This window comes from Brevundimonas sp. (assembly GCF_027484365.1).
Taxonomy (GTDB): Bacteria; Pseudomonadota; Alphaproteobacteria; order Caulobacterales; family Caulobacteraceae; genus Brevundimonas.
In genome coordinates, this window is sequence record NZ_JAIXTC010000010.1 from 23,794 (window position 1) to 43,769 (window position 19,976).

Annotated in this window: 12 protein-coding genes; 5 read left to right on the plus strand and 7 right to left on the minus strand. The window is 65.7% G+C overall.

Annotation, left to right across the window (positions count from 1 at the left end; translation table 11 throughout):
• The first annotated feature begins 65 nt into the window (after positions 1-65).
• Positions 66-1,013 carry a LysR family transcriptional regulator gene (locus Q0044_RS04265; RefSeq protein ID WP_298160030.1) on the plus strand — a complete coding sequence of 316 codons (948 nt, stop codon included), beginning with the start codon at positions 66-68 and terminating at the stop codon, positions 1,011-1,013.
• Positions 1,014-1,131: 118 nt separating this feature from the next.
• Here the strand turns inward: Q0044_RS04265 and Q0044_RS04270 are convergent, their stop codons facing one another.
• The 3 genes from Q0044_RS04270 to Q0044_RS04280 all read right to left on the minus strand — a co-directional run bounded on the left by Q0044_RS04270 (position 1,132) and on the right by Q0044_RS04280 (position 6,736).
• Positions 1,132-4,563 (minus strand): autotransporter outer membrane beta-barrel domain-containing protein, encoded by a 3,432-nt coding sequence (locus Q0044_RS04270; RefSeq protein WP_298160033.1) that lies wholly within the window; start codon positions 4,561-4,563, stop codon positions 1,132-1,134.
• A 110-nt stretch (positions 4,564-4,673) separates the two neighbouring features.
• Positions 4,674-5,984: a sensor histidine kinase gene (locus Q0044_RS04275; RefSeq protein ID WP_298160036.1), complete on the minus strand. Its 1,311-nt coding sequence runs from the start codon at positions 5,982-5,984 to the stop codon at positions 4,674-4,676.
• Positions 5,985-6,004: 20 nt separating this feature from the next.
• Positions 6,005-6,736, minus strand: coding sequence for a response regulator (locus Q0044_RS04280; RefSeq protein WP_298160038.1), 732 nt, complete (start codon positions 6,734-6,736; stop codon positions 6,005-6,007).
• A 224-nt stretch (positions 6,737-6,960) separates the two neighbouring features.
• Between Q0044_RS04280 and Q0044_RS04285 the strand changes: the two genes are divergently transcribed.
• Positions 6,961-7,668, plus strand: a complete 708-nt coding sequence (locus Q0044_RS04285) for an EF-hand domain-containing protein (RefSeq protein WP_298160041.1) — start codon at positions 6,961-6,963, stop codon at positions 7,666-7,668.
• Between the two features lie 126 nt (positions 7,669-7,794).
• Here the strand turns inward: Q0044_RS04285 and Q0044_RS04290 are convergent, their stop codons facing one another.
• The 3 genes from Q0044_RS04290 to Q0044_RS04300 form a co-directional block, all read right to left on the minus strand.
• Positions 7,795-9,384, minus strand: a complete 1,590-nt coding sequence (locus Q0044_RS04290) for a GH39 family glycosyl hydrolase (protein WP_524536147.1) — start codon at positions 9,382-9,384, stop codon at positions 7,795-7,797.
• 150 nt (positions 9,385-9,534) lie between these two features.
• A complete protein-coding gene (locus Q0044_RS04295) occupies positions 9,535-10,536 on the minus strand; it encodes a glycoside hydrolase family 62 protein (protein ID WP_298160046.1) in 1,002 nt (333 codons plus the stop codon).
• Positions 10,537-10,652: 116 nt separating this feature from the next.
• Complete coding sequence (locus Q0044_RS04300; protein ID WP_298160049.1) at positions 10,653-13,205, minus strand: glycoside hydrolase family 3 protein; 2,553 nt, start codon at positions 13,203-13,205, stop codon at positions 10,653-10,655.
• Positions 13,206-13,426: 221 nt separating this feature from the next.
• On the opposite strand from Q0044_RS04300, the gene Q0044_RS04305 reads away from it, so the two are divergent.
• Genes Q0044_RS04305 through Q0044_RS04315 form a run of 3 tightly spaced genes read left to right on the plus strand, consistent with a single transcriptional unit; the run spans position 13,427 to position 17,953 of the window.
• Entirely contained in the window at positions 13,427-15,697 is a 2,271-nt protein-coding gene (locus Q0044_RS04305; protein ID WP_298160051.1) for a WD40/YVTN/BNR-like repeat-containing protein, read from the plus strand.
• The gene (locus Q0044_RS04310; RefSeq protein ID WP_298160053.1) at positions 15,694-17,313 is read left to right on the plus strand and encodes an alpha-L-fucosidase; all 1,620 of its coding nucleotides are present in this window, start codon (positions 15,694-15,696) and stop codon (positions 17,311-17,313) included. The genes Q0044_RS04305 and Q0044_RS04310 overlap by 4 nt, the downstream gene beginning before the upstream one ends.
• 34 nt (positions 17,314-17,347) lie before the next feature.
• Positions 17,348-17,953 (plus strand): hypothetical protein, encoded by a 606-nt coding sequence (locus tag Q0044_RS04315; protein ID WP_298160055.1) that lies wholly within the window; start codon positions 17,348-17,350, stop codon positions 17,951-17,953.
• 49 nt (positions 17,954-18,002) lie between these two features.
• Here the strand turns inward: Q0044_RS04315 and Q0044_RS04320 are convergent, their stop codons facing one another.
• On the minus strand, positions 18,003-19,958 hold the full coding sequence (locus Q0044_RS04320) for a sialate O-acetylesterase (RefSeq protein WP_298160057.1): 1,956 nt from the start codon (positions 19,956-19,958) through the stop codon (positions 18,003-18,005).
• Positions 19,959-19,976 lie beyond the last annotated feature (18 nt).

Here is a 19,976-nt window from a genome sequence, read left to right on the forward strand (position 1 = left end):
TTGTTTCGTTTTTTACCAGTAGTCGCTAAAATCGAGAAGCAGACTTCCAGAATTCGAAAGATTCAATGGACCGCTTTGAAGCCATGCGGACCCTGCTCGCAGCGGTCGACGGCGGCAGCCTGTCGGCGGCATCGCGCGCGCTCAATACGCCGCTGCCGACGGTCAGCCGCCGCGTTTCCGACCTGGAGGCCCATCTCGGTGCGCAGCTCCTGGTGCGCACCAGTCGCAAGCTGATCCTGACTGAAGCTGGGGAAGTCTTTGTCGCGAGCGCGCGGCGCATCATCGACGAGCTCGGCGAAGCCGAACGGTCCGCGTCCGGCGAGTATCGCGAACCGCGGGGCGAACTGATCGTAACGGCGCCGATCCTGTTCGGCCGCCTCCACATCGCTCCGATCGTGCACGACTTTCTCGCCGTCTATCCGCAGGTCAGCGTCCGGCTGGTGCTGTCCGACTCGGTTATCGACATGGTCGAGGCGCATGTGGATGTCGCCGTGCGTATCGGCCGGTTGCCCAATAGTGATCTGGTCGCACGGACCTCGGGCCATATCCGCTGGGTGCTTTGCGCAAGTCCTGACTATCTTGCCCAACGGGGTGAGCCGGCAAAGCCCGAAGACCTCTCCGGCCATGATTGCATTGCCTTTGAAGGGCTGCAGACCTACCGCAACTGGTCGGTCGGTAGCGGATCGTCTGCGCGCACGGTCCAGATCCGACCGCGCTTCTCGGTCAATACCGCTGCGGCCGTGGTCGAGGGCGCTGCGGCAGGGCTCGGCATCGCACGCGTGCTTTCCTATCAGGCGGCGGACGCGATCAGGAATGGACGCGTCCGGACCGTACTTCGCGACTGCGTCGCTGATCTGATCCCGGTCAGCCTCGTCCATCAGCCACAACGCGTTCAACCCCTGAAGCGGCGCGCATTCCTGGATTTTGCCGCTCCGCGTCTGGCCATCGCGCTCGACGAGATAGAGCGGGCCATTGAACCGGTCCAGCCGGCCCCGTCAGTCCGAACCGACTGATCGTCTCTCGTTTCGACAGAGACTTGTGCTTCTTTCGAGAGGCCGATGCCCATCCAGGCCCCAGTCTGCGAAAACGGCACGACGCGTTCCCGTGTCTCACGGTCCGGCCTATCCAGCGTCAGAAGCGGAAGCTGGCGCGCAAAAGCATGCTGTAGCGCACATAGTCTTCCAGGAGTTGAGCATCGGCCGACAGCGTTAACAGCCCCATCGCATTCCCGACTGACAGACCAAAGCCCAGCAGCGGCCCGCCGCCGCTGATGACATCGCTTTGAAGGCTGAATTCGGATCCGCCGCTGACGTATCGCGCTATGGTCTCGCCGGCGTCGTAGGACAGGGTCTGTTTCCAGCCGAGGCGCACCTCCGGTCGCAGCCATTCGTTCTCGCCAAACCCATAGCCGAGGTTCAGCACCGCTACCGCGTTGGCGAGTGAGCCGTCACGGCCGCTGATCTCAAGATCGAAACTGTCGCCGCCTCCGGATTCGGATCGCGAGCCCTCCCGCAGAGAGAACAGCTCGGCATAGGCCTCCGGTCGCACGGTCAACCGGCCGAATTTGCGCTCATATGAACCGCCCGCGGCCAACGAGAGGGTGAAACCGTTCCACTCCGCCTCGTTCTCGATCCTGATCGTCTCGTCGACCAGGGTCCGCACCGACTTGAAGGTCGCGTAGCCTGCGGCGGCGCGCGCCCAGGTGTTCCAGCCACCGCCCTGGGCCCGCCAGTAAAGTCCCATCTCGATCAGGCTGGCCGACAGGACCTCCTCCGCCTCGGATTCCGGATCCTGGAGGTCCGACGAGGTCACGGCGAAGGAGGTGCCGATCACGCCGGACGCCGTCCCCTTTTCATAGCCACCCGCGACCCCGAATCCTTCGGAGCGGAAGCCATAGGTCTCGGTCCGGTCCTTGTCGGCGTAGAAGTTGATCTCCTGTGCCCAGCCGCTGACCTCGCCCGGGGCCAGGCTGGCGTTGCGGCCCGCCAGGGCGCGCGTGACAGCATCGACGCCGCTGGCCAACGACGTGAGGGTTCCGCCCGAATGGTCGGGCAGGGTCTGTTCATACAGATTGATGAAGTCCTCGCGCGATTCGAGCGCAAGGAAGGCGTCGCGCACATCCTCATCCCGGTCGAGCGCGTCGTAGAAGGCTGCAAAGCCTGCCGTCTCTACGCCTGAGAAGCCAATCTCCGCGGTCGTGCGACGGCGCACATCGACGTTGATGGCGTTCAGTGCTTGATCGACCGAGAATTCCGCAACGACCAGATAGGGCGCTGTCTCTTGCGCCAGCCGCCCGGCCGCCGATCCGTAAACGAGGCTTCCTGCCGTCACGATCGTATAGCGGGCGTCCTCGCGCACCAGGGACGTCAGTCGTACCCCGAGGGCCGACGTGTCGGCGAAGGCGGCCGTGCCCGCTACGGCGAACCCGCCCGCAGTCCCGGCGCGGGGATCGATCGAGACGATGAGCTCCGACCCGCTTCCCAGCGACAGCGAGGAGACGGCGAGCGCCTGTGCCTGACGGACGTCCAGCGTGCCGTTCTCCACCGCGATGTCCAGTCGCCCGTCCGAGTCGGTCAGGGCTCCGCGATAGATCGCGCTACCGGTGATCGAAAGCCGGTCTTCTCCGGCGCCGAACGACACGTCGCCCTGGACCGTGCCGTTGCGGATATCCAGCGTATCAGCGCCGGACCCGAGCAGGATTTCGCCGGAGATCACCGATTCGTCGTAGTCGTAGACGCCGTCATTATCGTCGTCGTTGTCCTCGTCATCCTCCCCATCCGGCGTGCCGTCGCCATCGTCGTCGGGGTCCTCGTCGTCATAGAGGTCGTCGCCATCGTAGTCGGTGTTGGTCTGGTCCGAGGCCGCGCTCTGAATGATGGTGACGCCGGTCGTATTGGCGGCGAGGTCGAGTGCGATCTCCCGCCCGGTCTGGACCTCATCGCCAGCGTCTTCGTTGTCGTCATCGACGTCGTTGAGATCATCCGTCTCGACGATCGTGCCGTAGATCGTTCCGGTGTTTTCTATCCGCGTCAGACTTCCCGAGAGATCGCGGACCGCCACCGCCTCTCCCGCTTCGCCGCTGATGACCCCAGCGATTGCGCCGCTGTTGGTGAGTGTCGTGACCGATGCGCCGGAGCCGATCAGGAGGGCTACCGCGCTGTCGAGACCCTCAGTGGTTGCGCTGGCCTGGAGCGTCCCGTCGTTGCGCAGCGTCCGGACTGTCGCACCGGAACCGATCGCCACTGCAGTCGCGGACGCCTCCCGGGCCGACGCCGCGATGGTGTTGTCGTTGCGGAGCCCTCCCGCCAGGGTCACGGTCCGGTCGCCGAGCCCCCCGATCCGCAGGGCCGTCGCGGCGATGTCATCATAGATGCCGGCGGCCGAGATCGACCCCTCGTTGATCAGGCCAAAGGCGTGGTCGCCGGTCCCGACCGCGCCGAGCGTCACATCAGCCGTGGCCGAGCCGATGACCATGGCCGGTGACCCGCCGTAGGTCGTGATCGAGGCGCTTCCCTCATTCTCGTCGAGAATGGAATCGCCGTCGAAGTCGTCATCGTCCTCGTTCTTTATGCCGTCGCCGTCATCGTCCTCCTCGCCATCCTCGACGCCGTCGTTGTCGGCGTCGTCCTCATCGCCGCCACCGGCCTCATAGACCGGGGCGGCGCCCAGCAGCACGCCTCCGGCCACATTCGCAGAAACGACCAGGGCCGATCCGCCCTGAAGGAGATCGTCGGCGTCCAGATCCTCAAGATAAAGAGTGTCGTCGGACAGTTCGATATCGGCACGATCCTCCTCCTCAAACTCGGTCAATGAAGTCGGACGGGACGTGTAGCGATATCCATAGCTGGTGATCCCTGACTGGATCTGCAGTCGACCGCCGATGTCGCCTTCGACCGAGACGCCCACGGCGTTCTCGCCATTCGCCGACACCGAGGCCCCGCTGAGCAACACGCCGCCGGACACATCGCCCGTCAATCGAACCCCCCATGTGTCGTCGCCGACGACAGAAATGGAGCCGTACAGGTCAATCCGTCCGTCCAGGTCGGACTCAAGCGAGAGACCGAAAGACTCCTCGCCTTCCACATAGATGCTGCCCGTATCCGCGATCACGAGGTCCCCTGTCCGGGCGCCCTCGCCGGTGATCCGCACGCCATAGCGACCGCGGCCGGTCGCGAACGGGCCGTCGGCGTCGCCGTCCTCATCCTCGTCCTCAGACTCATCCTGGTCGTCGGTGATCGAAATCGCCCCGCCGAGGTCAAGGGAGCCCCGAAAGCCGCCACGCAACAGGATGCCGGTCGCCCCGTCGGCGGCCTCTTCCATCTGAATGTAGGAGCCTTCGTCGAGCGTGATCTGGCTATCGGAGTCGCCGGTGATCGCCACGCCGGATGTCACCTCGACGGCGCCGTCCTCCGTGATACTGATGTCGGCCGTGCCCGTTCCGCTTGCGACCGAGGTCACGATCGGCGTGGTCCGGGTGGTGGAGATCACGACCTGGGCCTGGACCCCGGTCGCCACCAGCAATGGAGCCAGGGCAACGGCCGCTGCGTATCTTGCCATCGTCATTCGAACCGTCCCCGCGCGCCGCGCTGCACTGGGATCACGCATCGCGACGTCGGGTGGCGTTTCTAGGTTGGGTTTGTTGCGGCTCCGGAACACTCCGGCGCAGGACAGCGTCAGAAAGCGGCCGTGGACCCACGCATCGCGCGGACGGAGACGCCTGCCGGCAGTCGCACCTGCGCTCTCAATCCACCGGAGGCGAGGTTTTCCAGTGTCACCTCGCCTCCATGCGAATGCACGATGCTGCGGACGATCGCGAGGCCAAGACCGACCCCCTCACCGTCGTCACCCAGTCGCACATAGGGGTCGAACACCCGCTGGAGGTCGGACTCGTCGAGACCAGGCCCATTGTCGTCGACCTGCAGAACGGCCCAGCCGGGATCGACCTGCACCCGGCACCGGACGGCGCCGCCGTATCGCACGGCATTGCTGACAAGATTGCCGACGACGCGTCGAAGCCCGGACTCGTCGGCCAGAACAACCGGATCGGCCCCGGGCTCCACCTCGACGCTGGCGCCGGAGTCGACGCTTTGAAAGTCGTCGGATACTGCCTCGACAAGGGACAGGAGGTGCAAGCGGGTGCGCTCGGGCGCGACCCCGGCATCCTTGACGAAGGCCAAGGCGCCTTCGACCATCCTGTCCATCCGTTCGATCTCGTTCTCTGCCCTCGCGCGCGCTGCCGGAGACAGGACCTGCAGCTGCAAGCGCAGACGGGTCAACGGCGTGCGCAGATCGTGAGCGATGGCTCCGACCATCCGCACCCGATCGTCGACATAGGCGCGAAGTCGTCCCTGCATGTCGTTGAATGCGGTGATCGCGAGCTGGACTTCGGCCGGGCCGGACTGGCGCATCCCGGGCGCGTACGGATCATGACCCAGCCGTTCGGCGGCCTGGGCGAAGGCGGTGATCGGCGAGGTCAACCGCGCGCCGAGCAGAACGGCGACCGGCGCGATACAGGCCAGGCTAACGATCAGCCAGGTTCCCATCCGCCTCAGCAGATCAAAGGGATCGTGGAGTGTTTCGCTCACCTCGAACCACCCGGCTTCCGTGCGGACCGCCGCGCGATATCCGGCAATGATCACCGGGTCGATCCGGGTCTGATCGAAGCCCCCCGGCGGCATGCCGGGAAACCGGTCCTGCCAAAGGCGGACATCGTCGGGCGCAACGCCAAGCCGCGCAGCCAGCAGGGGTTCAAGCCAGGTTTGACGACTCTGATTCCGGGTCGGCTCAGGTTCTGCGGACCCGCCATCCGTTGCGGCACGCGCACGGGCAAGACCGTCAGCAACCTCGCTGACATGGACGGTCGGCGGCCCGGGCGGCCCCGGTGGCGGTGTAACCAGGAAGAACAGGACCCCGCCGATGAACTGGGTCGCCAGAAGGGTGACCACCAATAGCGCCACCAGCCGCGCGAACAGTGTGCTCGGCATCCGGGGCCCCACCCGATCGATCACTGCCGCACAACCGGGGCGTTGAACATATAGCCCTCCGACCTGAGGGTCAGAATGACGTTCTGTCCGTTCTCTCCGAGCTCCAGCTTGCGGCGCAGGCGACAGACGAGCGTGTCCACCACGCGGCTGGAATACTCCTTGTCGTCAAGCTCCAGCGCCTCGCGCAAGGTGGCGCGGGTCAGGACCTCCCGCGGGCGATCCATGAAAGTCATCAGCATCTGGAACTCACCGACCGACAAGGGCACCAGCACGCCATCGGGCGTGAACAGTTGATGCCTCGCCCGACGGACGCGCCAGCCCAGAAAACAATGATCACGCGGCTTGTCCGGGTCATCCAGAGGGTGGCTGCGGCGCCGCATGAGCGCCCGGATATGGGCAAGGAGTTCGCGCGGATTGAAGGGTTTGGGCAGGTAGTCGTCGGCCCCCAGTTCCAGCCCGATGATGCGATCCACATCGGTCCCCTTGGCGCTGAGCATGATCACCTGCAACCGCGGATTTGTTGCGAGCCGCAAGCAGATCGACAGCCCGTCCTCACCCGGCATCATGATGTCCAGGAGGACGATGTGGATGTCATGGTCCTCCAGAACCTGATCCATCTCGGTCGCGCAGGAAGCGCAGAAGACCTGAAAGCCGTTCTCCGCGATGTAGGCGCCCAGATCTCGGCGCACACCAGGATCGTCGTCGACCACGAGGATGTTGGGCGCGTTGTCCAGGATCAGGTCGTGCGTCATGTCGTGCCCCGCAAAGCCCCCCGGCCCGCATCGGCGATCGCGTTTGTGTGGAGATGGCAAGGCGGTTTCATGGCTGGCTCGACCGTGAATGTTGCAGCCTTGAAACATCTGTATTCATTCGTCTTTTTGCGCCCGTCCGGACCATGACTTGCAGGTCGCCAGCACGTCGGGACGTGGTCAGAGACGGCTGCGGGACTTCGACGCTCTGCGCAAAGGACATCGTCATGCAGATATCATCGGCCCAATCATCCGGATCGGGGATGGCCCTTCAGGCTCTTCGCGATCTCTTCCAGCCCGCGACGGAGACCAGGACCGGGCAATCCCTGCCGACCTCCGAGACCGGGGGCGCCTCACGCCAGAGGCCGTCGGGCCCGCCACCCGCCGGCATGAACGGCGGAGGTTTCAATCCCGCCACAATGGGTTCACTTCTGGGCTCACAGGAAGCCGGCGCCACGCCAGGCTCCCAGATCGTCGATGACGCGGATACCGATGGCGACGGCACGATCAGCATCGAGGAGCTCGCCGCCTCGTTGCAGACCGAGGCTTCCAGTCTGACGGAGACCTTCGGTGAGGTCGATGCCGATGGCGACGGCCAGATCACCGGTGCCGAACTCGACACCAGCCTGAAGGCCCTGTTCGAGAAGAACGGTCCGCCCCCTCCGCCGTCCGGGGCGGATATCGCGTCCAGCTTATTGGGAGCGGCCGACGCTGACAGCGGCGGCTCGCTGAGTCTGGACGAGATCCTCTCCGCCCTCGGAGACGAGGACGATGGCGGGATCGCCGACACCTTCAAAACCTATGACGCCGACGGCGACGAGGCCCTGAACTCCGAGGAGCTGACCTCTGCGATCGAGGCCATGATCAGCAGCAAGTTGTCCGCCTATGCCGCCCAGGGCCAGAGCAACGACTGGACGACTTCCCTGGCCGCCTAGGAACGACCGGGAGCCGCCGCGCCAATGCGGCGGCTCCCGGAGCGCTTCATCGGCAGCGATGCTCAGAAATCGGCTCTGTCAGGGCGCCGACCGCAACGGCCGTGAACCGGATACGACGGGTCATCTTCATTGCACTGCGCCTGTCGCCGGATCGATCTCCACCATCACGACGTCTTGGACAAGCATCGGCAGATCGAGCCGGCCGCGTCCGTCAGCACCGACCGTCATCTGGGTCAGTTCGGGTCGGTCCTGTGTCAGCGCCTGCAACTGGCTCAATTGCGCTTCGCTGAGAGCCGCAGGCGATCCCATCTCCAGATAGGCCGTATAGGCGTCGTTGGATCTGAATCCGACACGGCGGACCCTGGCAGTGTAAACGCCGGAGCGGAGACCGCGCAGTTCGATCCGCAAGGGTGCAGCCGCAGCCGGCTCGCGTATCTGGCGGAAAAATGGACGGTTGCTGACCGGTTGATCCGGCAGCTCGTAACGCCAGGCCAGCACTTGAACCGTCTCGCCGTCCAGGGCGGCGATACTCTGGTCGTCGCTGGTCGGCAGTTCACGGTCGCCCAGACTGTTCAGATATTTGTAGGCGAACCACGTCGGCTTTCGCACGCCCTGTGGCGTCATCAGGCCGAACCCGCCCTCGAACGGCCTGGTCTGCGGCCCTGGCTCCTCGAACAGATCGCTGTAGGCCCAGTAGCTCATGCCCTGCACCAGACCCTCGCTCTGGCGGAGTTTGTCCAGGACGTAGGCAGCGCTGAAATAGTCGTCGTGGATCGGGTCGCGGGGATTGTAGCTGGTGCTCCATTCCGTGAAGAACAGCGGCAGGCCCGGCGTGGACGACGCCTCAATCTCGGCTCGAACCCTGCGCACGTCAGAGACAATGGCGTCGGGACTACGCGACAGCCTGTTGTCGCCCTCGCCGCGCTCGTCGAGGAAGCCGCCCTCTACGCCATAGGTATGGGTCGTCACGAAATCGACCGCCGCGTCATGCTGGTCCGCATAGGCCAGAAACTCGGGAACCCAGGCCGCTCCGGCGGTGGACGGCCCACCGACGCGCAGCATCGGATCGACCGCCTTGATCGTCCGCGCCGTCCGAACATAGTAGTCGAAATAGGCCGCCTGATCCGCCCGCTCCCAGAAGCCGTCCAGGTTCGGCTCGTTCCAGAACTCGAAATACCAGCTCCGTACCTCCTCGGCACCGTATCGGTCGATCAGATGGCGGACGAAGGCATCGATCAGACCGGTCCATTTCTCGGGCTGCGGGTGGGACGTGTTGCCCTTCCAGTAGAAGATCGTCTGGTCCGACGTCTTCATCGCATCGGGCGTGAAGCCCAGTTCGATGAAGGGCTTGATCCCCATCGCAAGGAAGCTGTCGTAGAGATGGTCGATCCTGGTCCAGTCATAGACCGGACGGCCGTCCACCTCGCGATAGACGCCCATGTCGTCGTGGAAGATGTCGTGAAAGCGAATGTAGCGGAAACCCAGCTCGTCGCGGGCAGTCCTGAGCTGCGCCAGGGCATCGTCACGGATGGTCGTGCCCGGATAGTCCGCACCGACCGAAAAGGCCGCCATCCGGTCCCGCTGTCGAGAAGGCGCCTGGGTGTCGATCACCAAAGGTCGGGCGACAGGTGAGTCCTGAGCCATCGCAACGCATGACCCTCCCAGCAGAGCGACGGTGAACGCCAAGCCGAGGCCGGTCAGATGGCTCTTTCGCATCGCTTCCTTCCAACTCCATTCATGGGGAGATTTTTCTCTGCGGCATGACGATCGGTTTGCACTGACACCCGTCGCCCCTCCCCCCGTGTCGGAGGGTGACTGGTGCTCTGGGGTGGTCGGCGGCCAGACGGTCTGATCGGCCCCTGCAGATCACCCGGCCCGGACCGGGCACATCTGACTGACGGGGTTCAGGCCAGAGGCTTCGAGAACACCGAGGCGATAGGGGAGCTGAATGTACGGCGTGTCGGGGTCATGCGGTGCGAGGCCCTGATACAGAAACAGGATTGGCTTGCAGGGATCGATGGTCAGGGTCTGATCGTAGCCGCGGCGCACCAGTTCGCCGTGGGAAACGCCGTTGGCCCAGGCCGCGCCGTCGAAGGCGACGTTGTCGGATCCGGCGAACCTGTTCGAACCGTCAGAGGCCAACGGCGTCCATTCGCCGTCCAGTCGGTCGCTGGTCCAGGACCGGAAATATCGGCCTGCCGGGCCGATCGCCTCGATCAGCGTCAGATAGGTGCCCGTTCCGGCGATCCTGTAATGCATGCTGGCTTCGAAGACATCGTCTCGAGACCCGGTGAGGACGATCCGGGTATCCGAAAACCCGTCAGGAAACTGCCCGATCGGCGTCTGCGAGCGGAACAGGTTTCCGTGATCGTCGGTGTTGAACAGATGGCAGGTCGTCGGGTCGCAGATGACCCAGAAGTCCAGCCAGGCCTCTTCGCCGGTTGTCGCCTTGATGATGGCCGGCGTTTCGGGGAAGAACGGCCTGGGCACGCTCCAGGATGATGGATCTTCAATATCCGCAGTCGTCGAATAGAACGGCGGGCCGCTCTGGAACACCATGTACCAGAGCTTCTGAGGCTCGAAATAGAAGACCTGGGGCGCAGCGCGGTAGCCCGGTCCGATGCCAGACTGATCCAGGCGAAAAAGGGGTGCGGCCGCCGCTTCGGACCAGTCAGTGAAGCGGGTGTAGGCCATATGCCAGCCGTCGGGCCCGGCCGTCGTTATGAAGACGTGGTAGGCTCCGTTGAAGTAGACGACCGACGGATCTTTCAGGCCGAAGTCCGCGTGATCGCCGGCAGGCGCCGGAGAGATCAATGGGCCGGACGACTGCCATGCGAACCGGGGTTCCGTTTCGGCGACAGTCTGCACTTGCGTCGCAGCCACAGGGCTGCCGGCGGCGATAAACACAGCGCCAAGGACGCCGAACACGACCCGGCGACTGCCCTTGCCCGAAAGACGCCGTAGATGACCGCGCCGGATCGATGTCAGTGCGCCGGGCAAACCGTATCGCCTTCGTTGGAGGCAAGACGAATGTCTTCGACCGCGACGGTCAACGCCCCATCGGATTGCAGCCCCCAGGGCTGCTCGACGGCCGCGACCAGGGCACCGGCATCCCGCAGGCAGGACAGCCGAATCTTGATCGTCCGCCATTCCCCGACGGGCGCAGCGGCAAAGATGGAAGTCACATCGACCGATCCAGCACCGAGCGTCACCAAGGTCTTGCCCCGGGGGGCCGCGTCGACGCGATAGCGGAAGGCAATCGCCATCTCGCCGTTCGACTGACGCGTCAGGTCGACGGGCGCAGCAGCGATCAGGGCCTGGGCCGTCTGTCCCGTGGGCACGTCGAAGGCCAGAACTCGCGCCGATTCCTGACCGCGGCCGTCGCTGGTCGTTACGGTCACAGCGCCGCGAGGGGATCGACCCTGTTGCTCCTGGCCAAGGCGGAACTCGCCGCCGGCATCCCTCAACATCAGCGACCAGGGGGCAATAAATCGACCATCGACGAAGTAGCGGTCGACGCTGGAGCCCGCCTCGCCGACGCCGCTGTCTTCCGACAGGGAGCCGACCACGCCGGGGTGGGCGTAGGACAGGCCGTAGCCATAGGCGAACTGCGGATCGTAGCCCGGCTGGCCGACGTTCAGCGGCTCGCCCCGGGCATCCTTCGGCCAGCTGAATGACAGCCTGCCCGAAAAGTCGTGGCGAGGCCGACCCCCGGCATCGCCGATCAGAACATCCGCCAGACCGCCGCCCTCGGATCCTGGCAGCCAGGCCGCCACGAAGGCGTCCGATGCGTTGATTTCGGGATTGGTCCAGAGGGGTCGACCGGACAGGAAGACCGACACGGTCGGGATCCCAGCCGCCTGGAGCCGGCGCAGGATCGCGAGCGGCTCCTGCGGGCGGAAGTCGAGCGTGTCCACATCGCCCTGGAATTCGGCGTAAGGGGTCTCGCCGAAGACAACGATGGCGACATCGGGCTTCTGGGTGAAGGTTCCATCGGGGCTCAGGGTGGCTGCGCCGCCGCCGTTATCGACCGCAGCCCTGATGCCTTCCCAGATGGATTCGCCGTTGGGGAAATCGGCCCGGCTGTTGCCGGTCCCCTGCCAGGTAATGGTCCAGCCGCCGGAGGCCTGACCGATGTCGTCCGCGGCGCCGGCGACCAGCACCCGTGCCCCCGCCCTGATCGGCAAGACCGAACCCGAGTTTTTCAACAGCACAAGCGACTCGCGAACGGCTTCGCGCGCCAGGGCACGGTGATCCGGGGAGCCGAGAAGTTCGATACGGCCTTCATAGGGACGGTCCGTCTCGAAGACGCCCCCCTTGACCTTCGCCCTCAGGATGCGGCGAACGGCCTCGTCGAGGCGCGCCATCGGGATCTCACCCGAGCGCACCTGGGCGAGGGTGTTTTCGTACAGCGGCTTCCAGCTATCGGGCGCCATGAACATGTCGATCCCGGCATTGAAGGCGAGAGCGCAGCTTTCGTTCGAACACCCCGGCAACTGGCCGTGCGCGTTCCAATCGGACACGACGAAGCCATCGAAGCCCAGCGGTCCACGCAGAACCTCCGTCAGGATGGTCTCGTTGCCGGAATGCTTGACCCCGTTCCAGCTGGAGAAGCTCGCCATGATGGACAGGACGCCGGCATCGATCGCCTGGGTATAGCCCGACAGATGGGTCTCGATCAGCGTCTGTTCCGACCCGGCGAAGTCGCCCTGATCCTTGCCCCCGGAGGTGCCGCCGTCAGCCAGGAAATGCTTGGCCGATCCCGCGATGTGGCCGGGAGCAATGTGACCTTCGACAGGCAACCGGCCCTGCAAACCCAGGGTCATGGGCCCGGCATAACTTTGCGCGATCTCGGGGTTCTCGGAATAGCCCTCATAGGCCCTGCCCCAGCGGTCATCCTGCGGCACAGCCAGGGTTGGGCCGAAGGTCCAGTCGGCCCCGGTGACGGCAACCTCCAGCGCTGTCGCTTCGCCTATGCGGCGGATCAGGTCGGGATCGCGCGCGGCACCGAGGCCGATGTTGTGCGGAAAGATCGTCGCTCCCACGACGTTGTTGTGCCCGTGCACCGCATCGATGCCATAGATCAATGGGATCCTGGCCCCGGGCCGGCTCGCCACTGCGGCTCTGAAATCCTGCGCCAGCTTCACCCAGTCCTGGGCGGACGCACGTTCATTGCCACCGGGCGACGAGTTGCCGCCTGCAAGGATCGACCCCAGCGGGTAGGTCAGCAGGTCCTCAGGCGTGATGGCGCTGATGTCCGCCTGAATCGTCTGGCCGACCTTTTCCTCGATCGTCATCCGGCTCATCAAGGCCGTGACGAACGCCTCCGTCACGGGATCCGACATCGCTGCGGGCGAGGCGGCATGAGGCCAGCGATCGGGGATCGCGCGACTGGCGTCGGTCACGACCGAAGCAGCCGGAAGGACATAGTTGACCGGCGCCGGCCTGTCGGGCCCGCTTGCGCAGGCAGTTCCGCCCATCAAGGCGACGACCGAGACAGCGAGGCCGGCGGCTGACTTGCGGTTGCGCTGGATCATGGGCTCACTCCTGGGCGACGGGGCGCGAAAAATTCGGCGCGACTTGAAGGATCGCGCCGACAGTTCGTTCAGGCTCGGCGAAAAACCTGTCGCCGGACGGGAGAGAGCGAACCGGGGACAACGTTTTACCTGTGCAACTTGATCCACTGGCGGCAATAGTGTCAACCTGAATCTTGGCGCGGACCAACGATGGGCCCAGCGTTCGAGGGGGAGTATCCGGGATGCCCGGCCTGACAAGACGGACGACTGCCAAAGCGGCATTGGCCATTGTCGGATCCACCGCGCTGACGGGGGCCGGGCGCGCACAGCCCCTCGATACGCCGGCGTATCGCTGGAAGAACGTCGTCGTCGGCGGCGGCGGTTTCATACCGGGCGTCGTGTTCAGTCCGGTCGAGCGTGGCCTTGCCTATCTGCGCTCCGACATGGGCGGGGCATACCGTTGGGACCAGGCCCCGGGACACTGGCGTCCGCTGCAGGATTCATCGCCGATCTCCAGCTACATGGGCGTGGAAAGCATCGCACCTGACCCAGTGGACGCTGATGTCGTCTATGCAGCGGTCGGCATGAGCCGCCGCGATCCGGCGGCGATCCTCCGATCCGGGGATCGGGGCGACACCTGGACGGTGACCCCTGTGTCGTTTGCGATGGGAGGCAATGAGGACGGTCGCGGGCTGGGCGAACGCCTGGCCATCGATCCGAACGACAACCGCATCCTTTTCTTCGGCTCGCGCCATGATGGCCTTCAGCGATCCGGCGACGAGGGCGCGACCTGGCGCAAGGTCGGCACCTTCCCGATCACCGGCGAGGACCTGGTCGACGACCAGGCGACCCAACCGGGCCTGTCCTTCGTCGTGTTCGATCCCGCAAGCGGTTCGCCGGGCCAGGCGACGCGAGCCCTTTTCGTCGGCGCCGCTGGTGAGAACGGACAGGGACTGTACCGGTCCGACGATGCGGGTCGCTCCTGGCGACTGATCGACGGCGGGCCGGCGGGTCTGTCCCCCGTCAAGGCGGCGATCGATGACGGCGGAATTCTCTATGTCACCTGGTGCGAAGGCGTCGGCCCGAACGGAGTGACCAGCGGCGCCGTTACCCGCCTGGACACGCGCACCGATGGCCCGATGACAGACATCTCGCCGCCACGCCCGGACGGGGAACGCGCCGGTGGGTTCATGGGCTTGGCGCTGGACCGCCAGATACCCGGGACCCTGCTGGTCTCGACCCTGAACCGCTGGAACCCGGGCGACACCCTGTGGCGCACCACCGACGACGGGCGAAGCTGGACCAGTATCCGGGAGCAGGCGCGCCGCGATGTCACAGCAACCCCTTTCCTGAACTGGGGCAATGCCGAGTCCGACTTCGGCTGGTGGATTGCGGCCCTGGCCATCGATCCGTTTGACGGAGCCCGCGTCGTTTACGCGACCGGCGCAACGGTCTACGCGACGGAGGATGTGACGGCGGCGGCGACGCTGTGGAGGCCCTGGGTCGAAGGCATCGAGCAGACGGCGGTGATCACCATCACCAGCCCGGCCGCCGGTCCGCCGCTGCTTAGCGGCTTCGGCGACATTTCCGGCTTCGCGCATCAGGACCTGGACCGGTCGCCAACTCGACAGTTCACAACCCCCGTCTTCGGCAACACCAACCAGATCGACTGGGCCGGGGGCGCACCGCATATCGTCGTGCGTAGCGGCACCCCGCATGAGGGCGTCGGCTCCGGCGGACATGACGGCTCGACCCTCGCCTGGTCAGGGGATGCAGGTCTGAGCTGGACACCGCTGGGCCGGCCGCGACCGGCCTCGGGCGGGGCGGCGCCCGCTCCCGACAATCCCCGGATGGATCTCTATCGGGACGCCCCGATCATCGTCTCCGCCGACGGGTCGACCTTCGTTCTGGCGACGCCCGAAGTCGTCTACTCCCGCGATCGGGGGGCGAGCTGGCGGGCTTGCCGCGGTTTGCCGCCCCTCCTGCGTCCGGTCGCGGATCGAAAGGACCCGCTGCTCTTCTATGCGCTGGATTTTCGGAGCGGTGGCTGGTTCGTGAGCGTGGACGGGGCCGAAAGCTTCGCCCCTGTGTCGTCGCGCGGCCTGCCCGATGTGTCGGGTGACCGACCAACCTGGCGCGAGCAGGCCTTTCCGCTGAAGGCGACGCCCGGCTCTGACGGCGAACTTTGGTTCGTCTCGCGCGCGGGCCTGTTCACCAGCCGTGACGGGGGCCAGAATTTCCAGCGGATCGACGGTGACCTGGCCGTCGAGATGCTGGATTTCGGTATGGCACAGCCGGGTGTCGCCTGGCCGACCCTCTTCGCGATCGGCGCGCGCGGCCCTGTGTCGGGCGTCTTTCGCTCCGACGACCGGGGCCGGTCATGGTCGCGGATCAATGATGACCGCCATGAATACGGGCGACGGTTCCGGGCCATAGCCGGCGATCCGCGCATCCCCGGCCGCGTCTATGTGGCCACAGATGGGCGCGGTATCGTCTATGGAGAACCGGAATGAACCTGTCACGACGCGGACTTCTGGGAGCCGGAGCCTCGGCGTCAATGCTGGGTGCCTGCGCCACGACGCCGGGCCAGACGACACCCGGCCCGTTCAAGCCGACCTGGGACAGCCTGATCGAAGGCTATAAGCCGCCTGAGTGGTTCCGCGACGCCAAGTTCGGCATCTGGTCGCACTGGGGGCCCCAGTGCGTGCCCGAGTTCGGCGACTGGTACGGCCGCCAGATGTATATCCAGGGCAACCCCTTCTACGACCACCACGTCGCCACCTACGGCCACCCCAGCCGGTTCGGCTTCATGGAGTTCATCGACCAGTGGAAAGGCGACCAGTGGGATCCCGAGGGGCTTCTGGACCTCTATCAGGCGGCCGGCGCCCGCTACATCATGTCGATGGCCAACCACCACGACAATCTGGATCTGTTCGACAGCGCCCATCACGACTGGAACGTGATGCGGGTCGGGCCAAAGCGCGACATCGTCGGGACCTGGGAGAAGGCCGTCCGTGCGCGGGGCCTGCGGTTCGCGGTGTCGAACCATGCGGCCCATGCCTGGCACTGGTGGCAGACGGCCTATGGCTATGACGCCGAAGGACCGATGCAGGGTTTGCGTTACGACGCCGCGCGCCTGACCCGGGCGGACGGTGCCGGCAAATGGTGGGAAGGGCTGGACCCGCAGGAACTCTACACCGGCCCGACCTTCGCGCCGCCCGGGGGGATCGCCTCCATCGCCGAGATGAATGCCTGGCACGACGCCCGCGACGGCCAGTGGATCGAGACCCCACCGGCCAACAACCCGGCCTTCGTCCGCTCATGGGTTCTGCGGCAGCGCGACCTGATCACCAAATACCGACCCGACATGGTCTATTTCGACAACTACGGCCTGCCGCTGGGTCGATACGGGCTGGAGGCGACGGCAGAATACTACAACGCCTCCCTGCAATGGCGCGGTGAACTGCCAGTCGTGAACGGCAAGCGGCTGGACGAACGCCAGCGCAAGGGGATCACCGAAACGGTCGAGCGTGGTTTCTCGGACAGTCTGAAACCCGAACCTTGGCAGACCGACACCTGTATCGGCGACTGGCACTACAACCGCGCCCGCTACACCAGCCACTACTATGTCCCCGCGCACAGCGTGATCCAGCGCCTGGTCGATGTGGTGTCGAAGAACGGCAACCTGATGCTGAGCATCCCCCAGCGCGGCGATGGCTCCATTGACAGCGACGAGCGCCAGATCCTGACCGACATCGCCGCCTGGATGAAGGTCAATGGCGAAGCCATCTTCGACACCCGCCCCTGGCGCATCTATGGCGAGGGTCCGACGACGGTCGTCGCGGGCATGCATGGCGAGGGCGCGGCTCGCCCCTGGACCGGTCAGGACATCCGTTTCACCACCAAAGGCCAGACCCTGTACGCCTTCGCCCTGGACTGGCCCGAGGACGGACGGATGGTCATTCCCGCGCTCACGCCTCAGGCGGGCCGGGTCGAGGCGGTCGAACTTCTGGGTGGCCCTGCCCTGCCCTTCAATCAAACAGATCAGGGACTGGTCCTGGACCTTCCGGAAGAAAGACCTGTCCTGGTCGCCCCCGCAGTGCGCCTGCGGGGCGTCGGTTTGGTGTGAGATCAACGGGCTAAATACACAGGAGGAAAACGCCATGAAGACCCTGTCCATCGCCCTGGGTCTGGCACTGACCCTGGGCGGCTCCGCCTTTGCCCAGACCGATCCAGCGGCGGCTCCGAGGCCTGCCCGCATGATCGACCGTTTGATCAACTCGCCCTTCGTGCAGAACTGGAACACCTGGGGATTAACGCCGACGCCGTCGCCGCATGCTGTTGAGGGCGTGACCGGCGGCCAAGCCCTTACGATAGATGTGCCGCGCGCCGGCGATCCCTGGTCCGTCGGTGCGGTCATGACGAACAGCGGTGCCATCAAGACGGGCGATATCGTCCTTCTAGGCGTCTGGATGCGTGCCGCGCGCCTACCGGAGGGGCAGACACAGACCCGGCTTCCCCTGATCCTGCTGGAAGGCCAGGGAGAGCCTAAAATCGGCCTGGCCCAAGCTTCGAATATGGTCGTTGGCGACCAGTGGACCATGCTCTACGCCTCTGGCGTGGCGACGGCGGACCTCGCGCCCGGACAGTCCAGCATCATTGTCCAGATGGGGCAGGCGCGGCACACACTGGAGCTCGGTCCAGCTCTCGTGTTCAACTTCGGCCCCGACTACGACCGGTCCCGGCTGCCGCAAAACCCGACAGACTGAACGCCGAGCTGAACAGGACCGGGGTGGTCGTCCCCCGGGTCCGGAGGCCTTATCGGATCACGGCCTCGAACGGGACCGCAGGCAGGCCGGCGGGCCCATACAGGTTACAGATCGAGCTGTCGGCCCAGCACAGGCGCACCTTGACGTCGGTCGGCAGGGCCGATGGCAGCACCACCTGGTCACCGTCCAGGGTCGCATCGACAAAGCGGCAGGCGTCGTCGCCACCGCACAGTTCGAAACCGATCGGACGGTTGAAGCCGAGAGCGGTCAGGGCCGTCCCCGGCGCATAGCGGACGTGGACACCGTCAGCTCCGCGTTCGACCGAAATCGGCTGGGGCGACACCGGTTGGACCGTTCCATCCAGACGCCGCGCTTCGAGCGCCAGCCGCCGCCCGACTTCAAGCTTGTTGGTCGGGTGGATGTCGTAGCGATCCCCGATGTCGATGGCGACGGCCAGACCCGCCAGCGGATCGGCGTTGACGACCGTGCGCTGGCTCTCGCGCAGGGCGGCCCAGTAGGAGTTCGTCGGCTGGCCGGACATCGGACCGAAATTGGCCAGTTGAACGACCAGCATCCGCATCTCTGGGCTTTCGAAGCGCGCGCGCCAGTCGGCGAACAGGGCCGGCAGCAGGCGGCGATAGCCGACATAGTCGCCCACGTTCGACTCGCCCTGGTACCAGGCCATGCCCTTGAGCCCGTAGGCGCCGAGGGGCGCGATCATCCCGTTGTAGAGCGTGGTCGTGCCGCTGCCGCCGATCCAGGGCGTGCGCGGCGGGTTGGGCACGTCGCCCAGAGGCGCAGCGACGCGGTGGCGCCAGCCTGACGACAGGGACACGCTGCTGCCGTCCGCAAAGACCAGCCGCTTGTTCGCCGCCGGTCCCCAGGCCCCGCCCCCGCCATTGGTGTCCAGCACCCCGATCGCGATCAAGTTGCGCCCCGCCTTCAGAGTCCCGGCGGGAACGGCATAGGTTCGCGGGGTGTCCCAGCCCTGCTGGCCGCCGACATACTGACCGTTGATCCATGTGACGTCGGCGTCATCGACAGGGCCCAGTTCGAGGATCGCGGCCTGACGCGCCTGGGCGGCGGTCAGTTGGATGTCCCGGCGAAGCCAGACGATCCCGTCGAACGTCGCCAACCCCGGCACGGTGCTTTCCCAGAAGCCTTCGGCGGCGATCGGCGCCCAGTCGTCGTCCCGGGTTTGGGGCAGGTTCCATCCCTGACCGGTGCCGGGATCATTGGCGCTCCACCAACTCTGCGTCACCCGCCGCCAGATGGCATCGCCCTCGGACGGATCACGGGCATAGGCATCCAGCGCATCCAGCGCCTCCTCATGACCGCCCAGTCTGACGACGGCGTCGCGGCTCAACCAGTCCTCGATGATCGAACCACCCCATGAGGCGGCGATCAGACCGATCGGCACATTCTCCGACCGACGCAGGTCACGGCCCATGAAATAGCAGGCGGCCGAAAAATCGCGCACGCTTTCGGGGCTGGTCGTGCGCCAGTGACCGACCTGTTGCGGAATTGTGGACGGCGCAGGCCGGCTGGATCGGCCGACCAGAAACAGACGGAGGTTGTCGTCATTCGCATTGCCGATTTCAGACTCGGCATTGGTCGCCTGACGGACCGCGAACTCCATGTTCGACTGACCCGAGCACAGCCAGACATCGCCGACCATCACGTCCGAAACCGTCTGACGACCCGCGCCCGCGACCTCGGCCGTCAACACATAGGGGCCGCCGGCGACCATCGCCGGCAGGGTCGCGCGCCATTGGCCGTCGGTGCCGGCGGCAGTCTGGACCTGGGTCTGACCCAGGGTGACAGAGACAGTGGCACCCGGCGTTGCCTGTCCCCAGACCGCAACGGGTTGACCGCGCTGCAGGACGGCGTGGTCCTGGAACATGCCATCGAGCAGGGGCGCGGAAACGGGCGTCTGGGCTCGCGCGTGAGCCGACCAGACCGACGTCATCATCAGGGCAGCCGCAGCGGCGACAGAAAGCTTCATCAAGCGCAACCGCGCCTC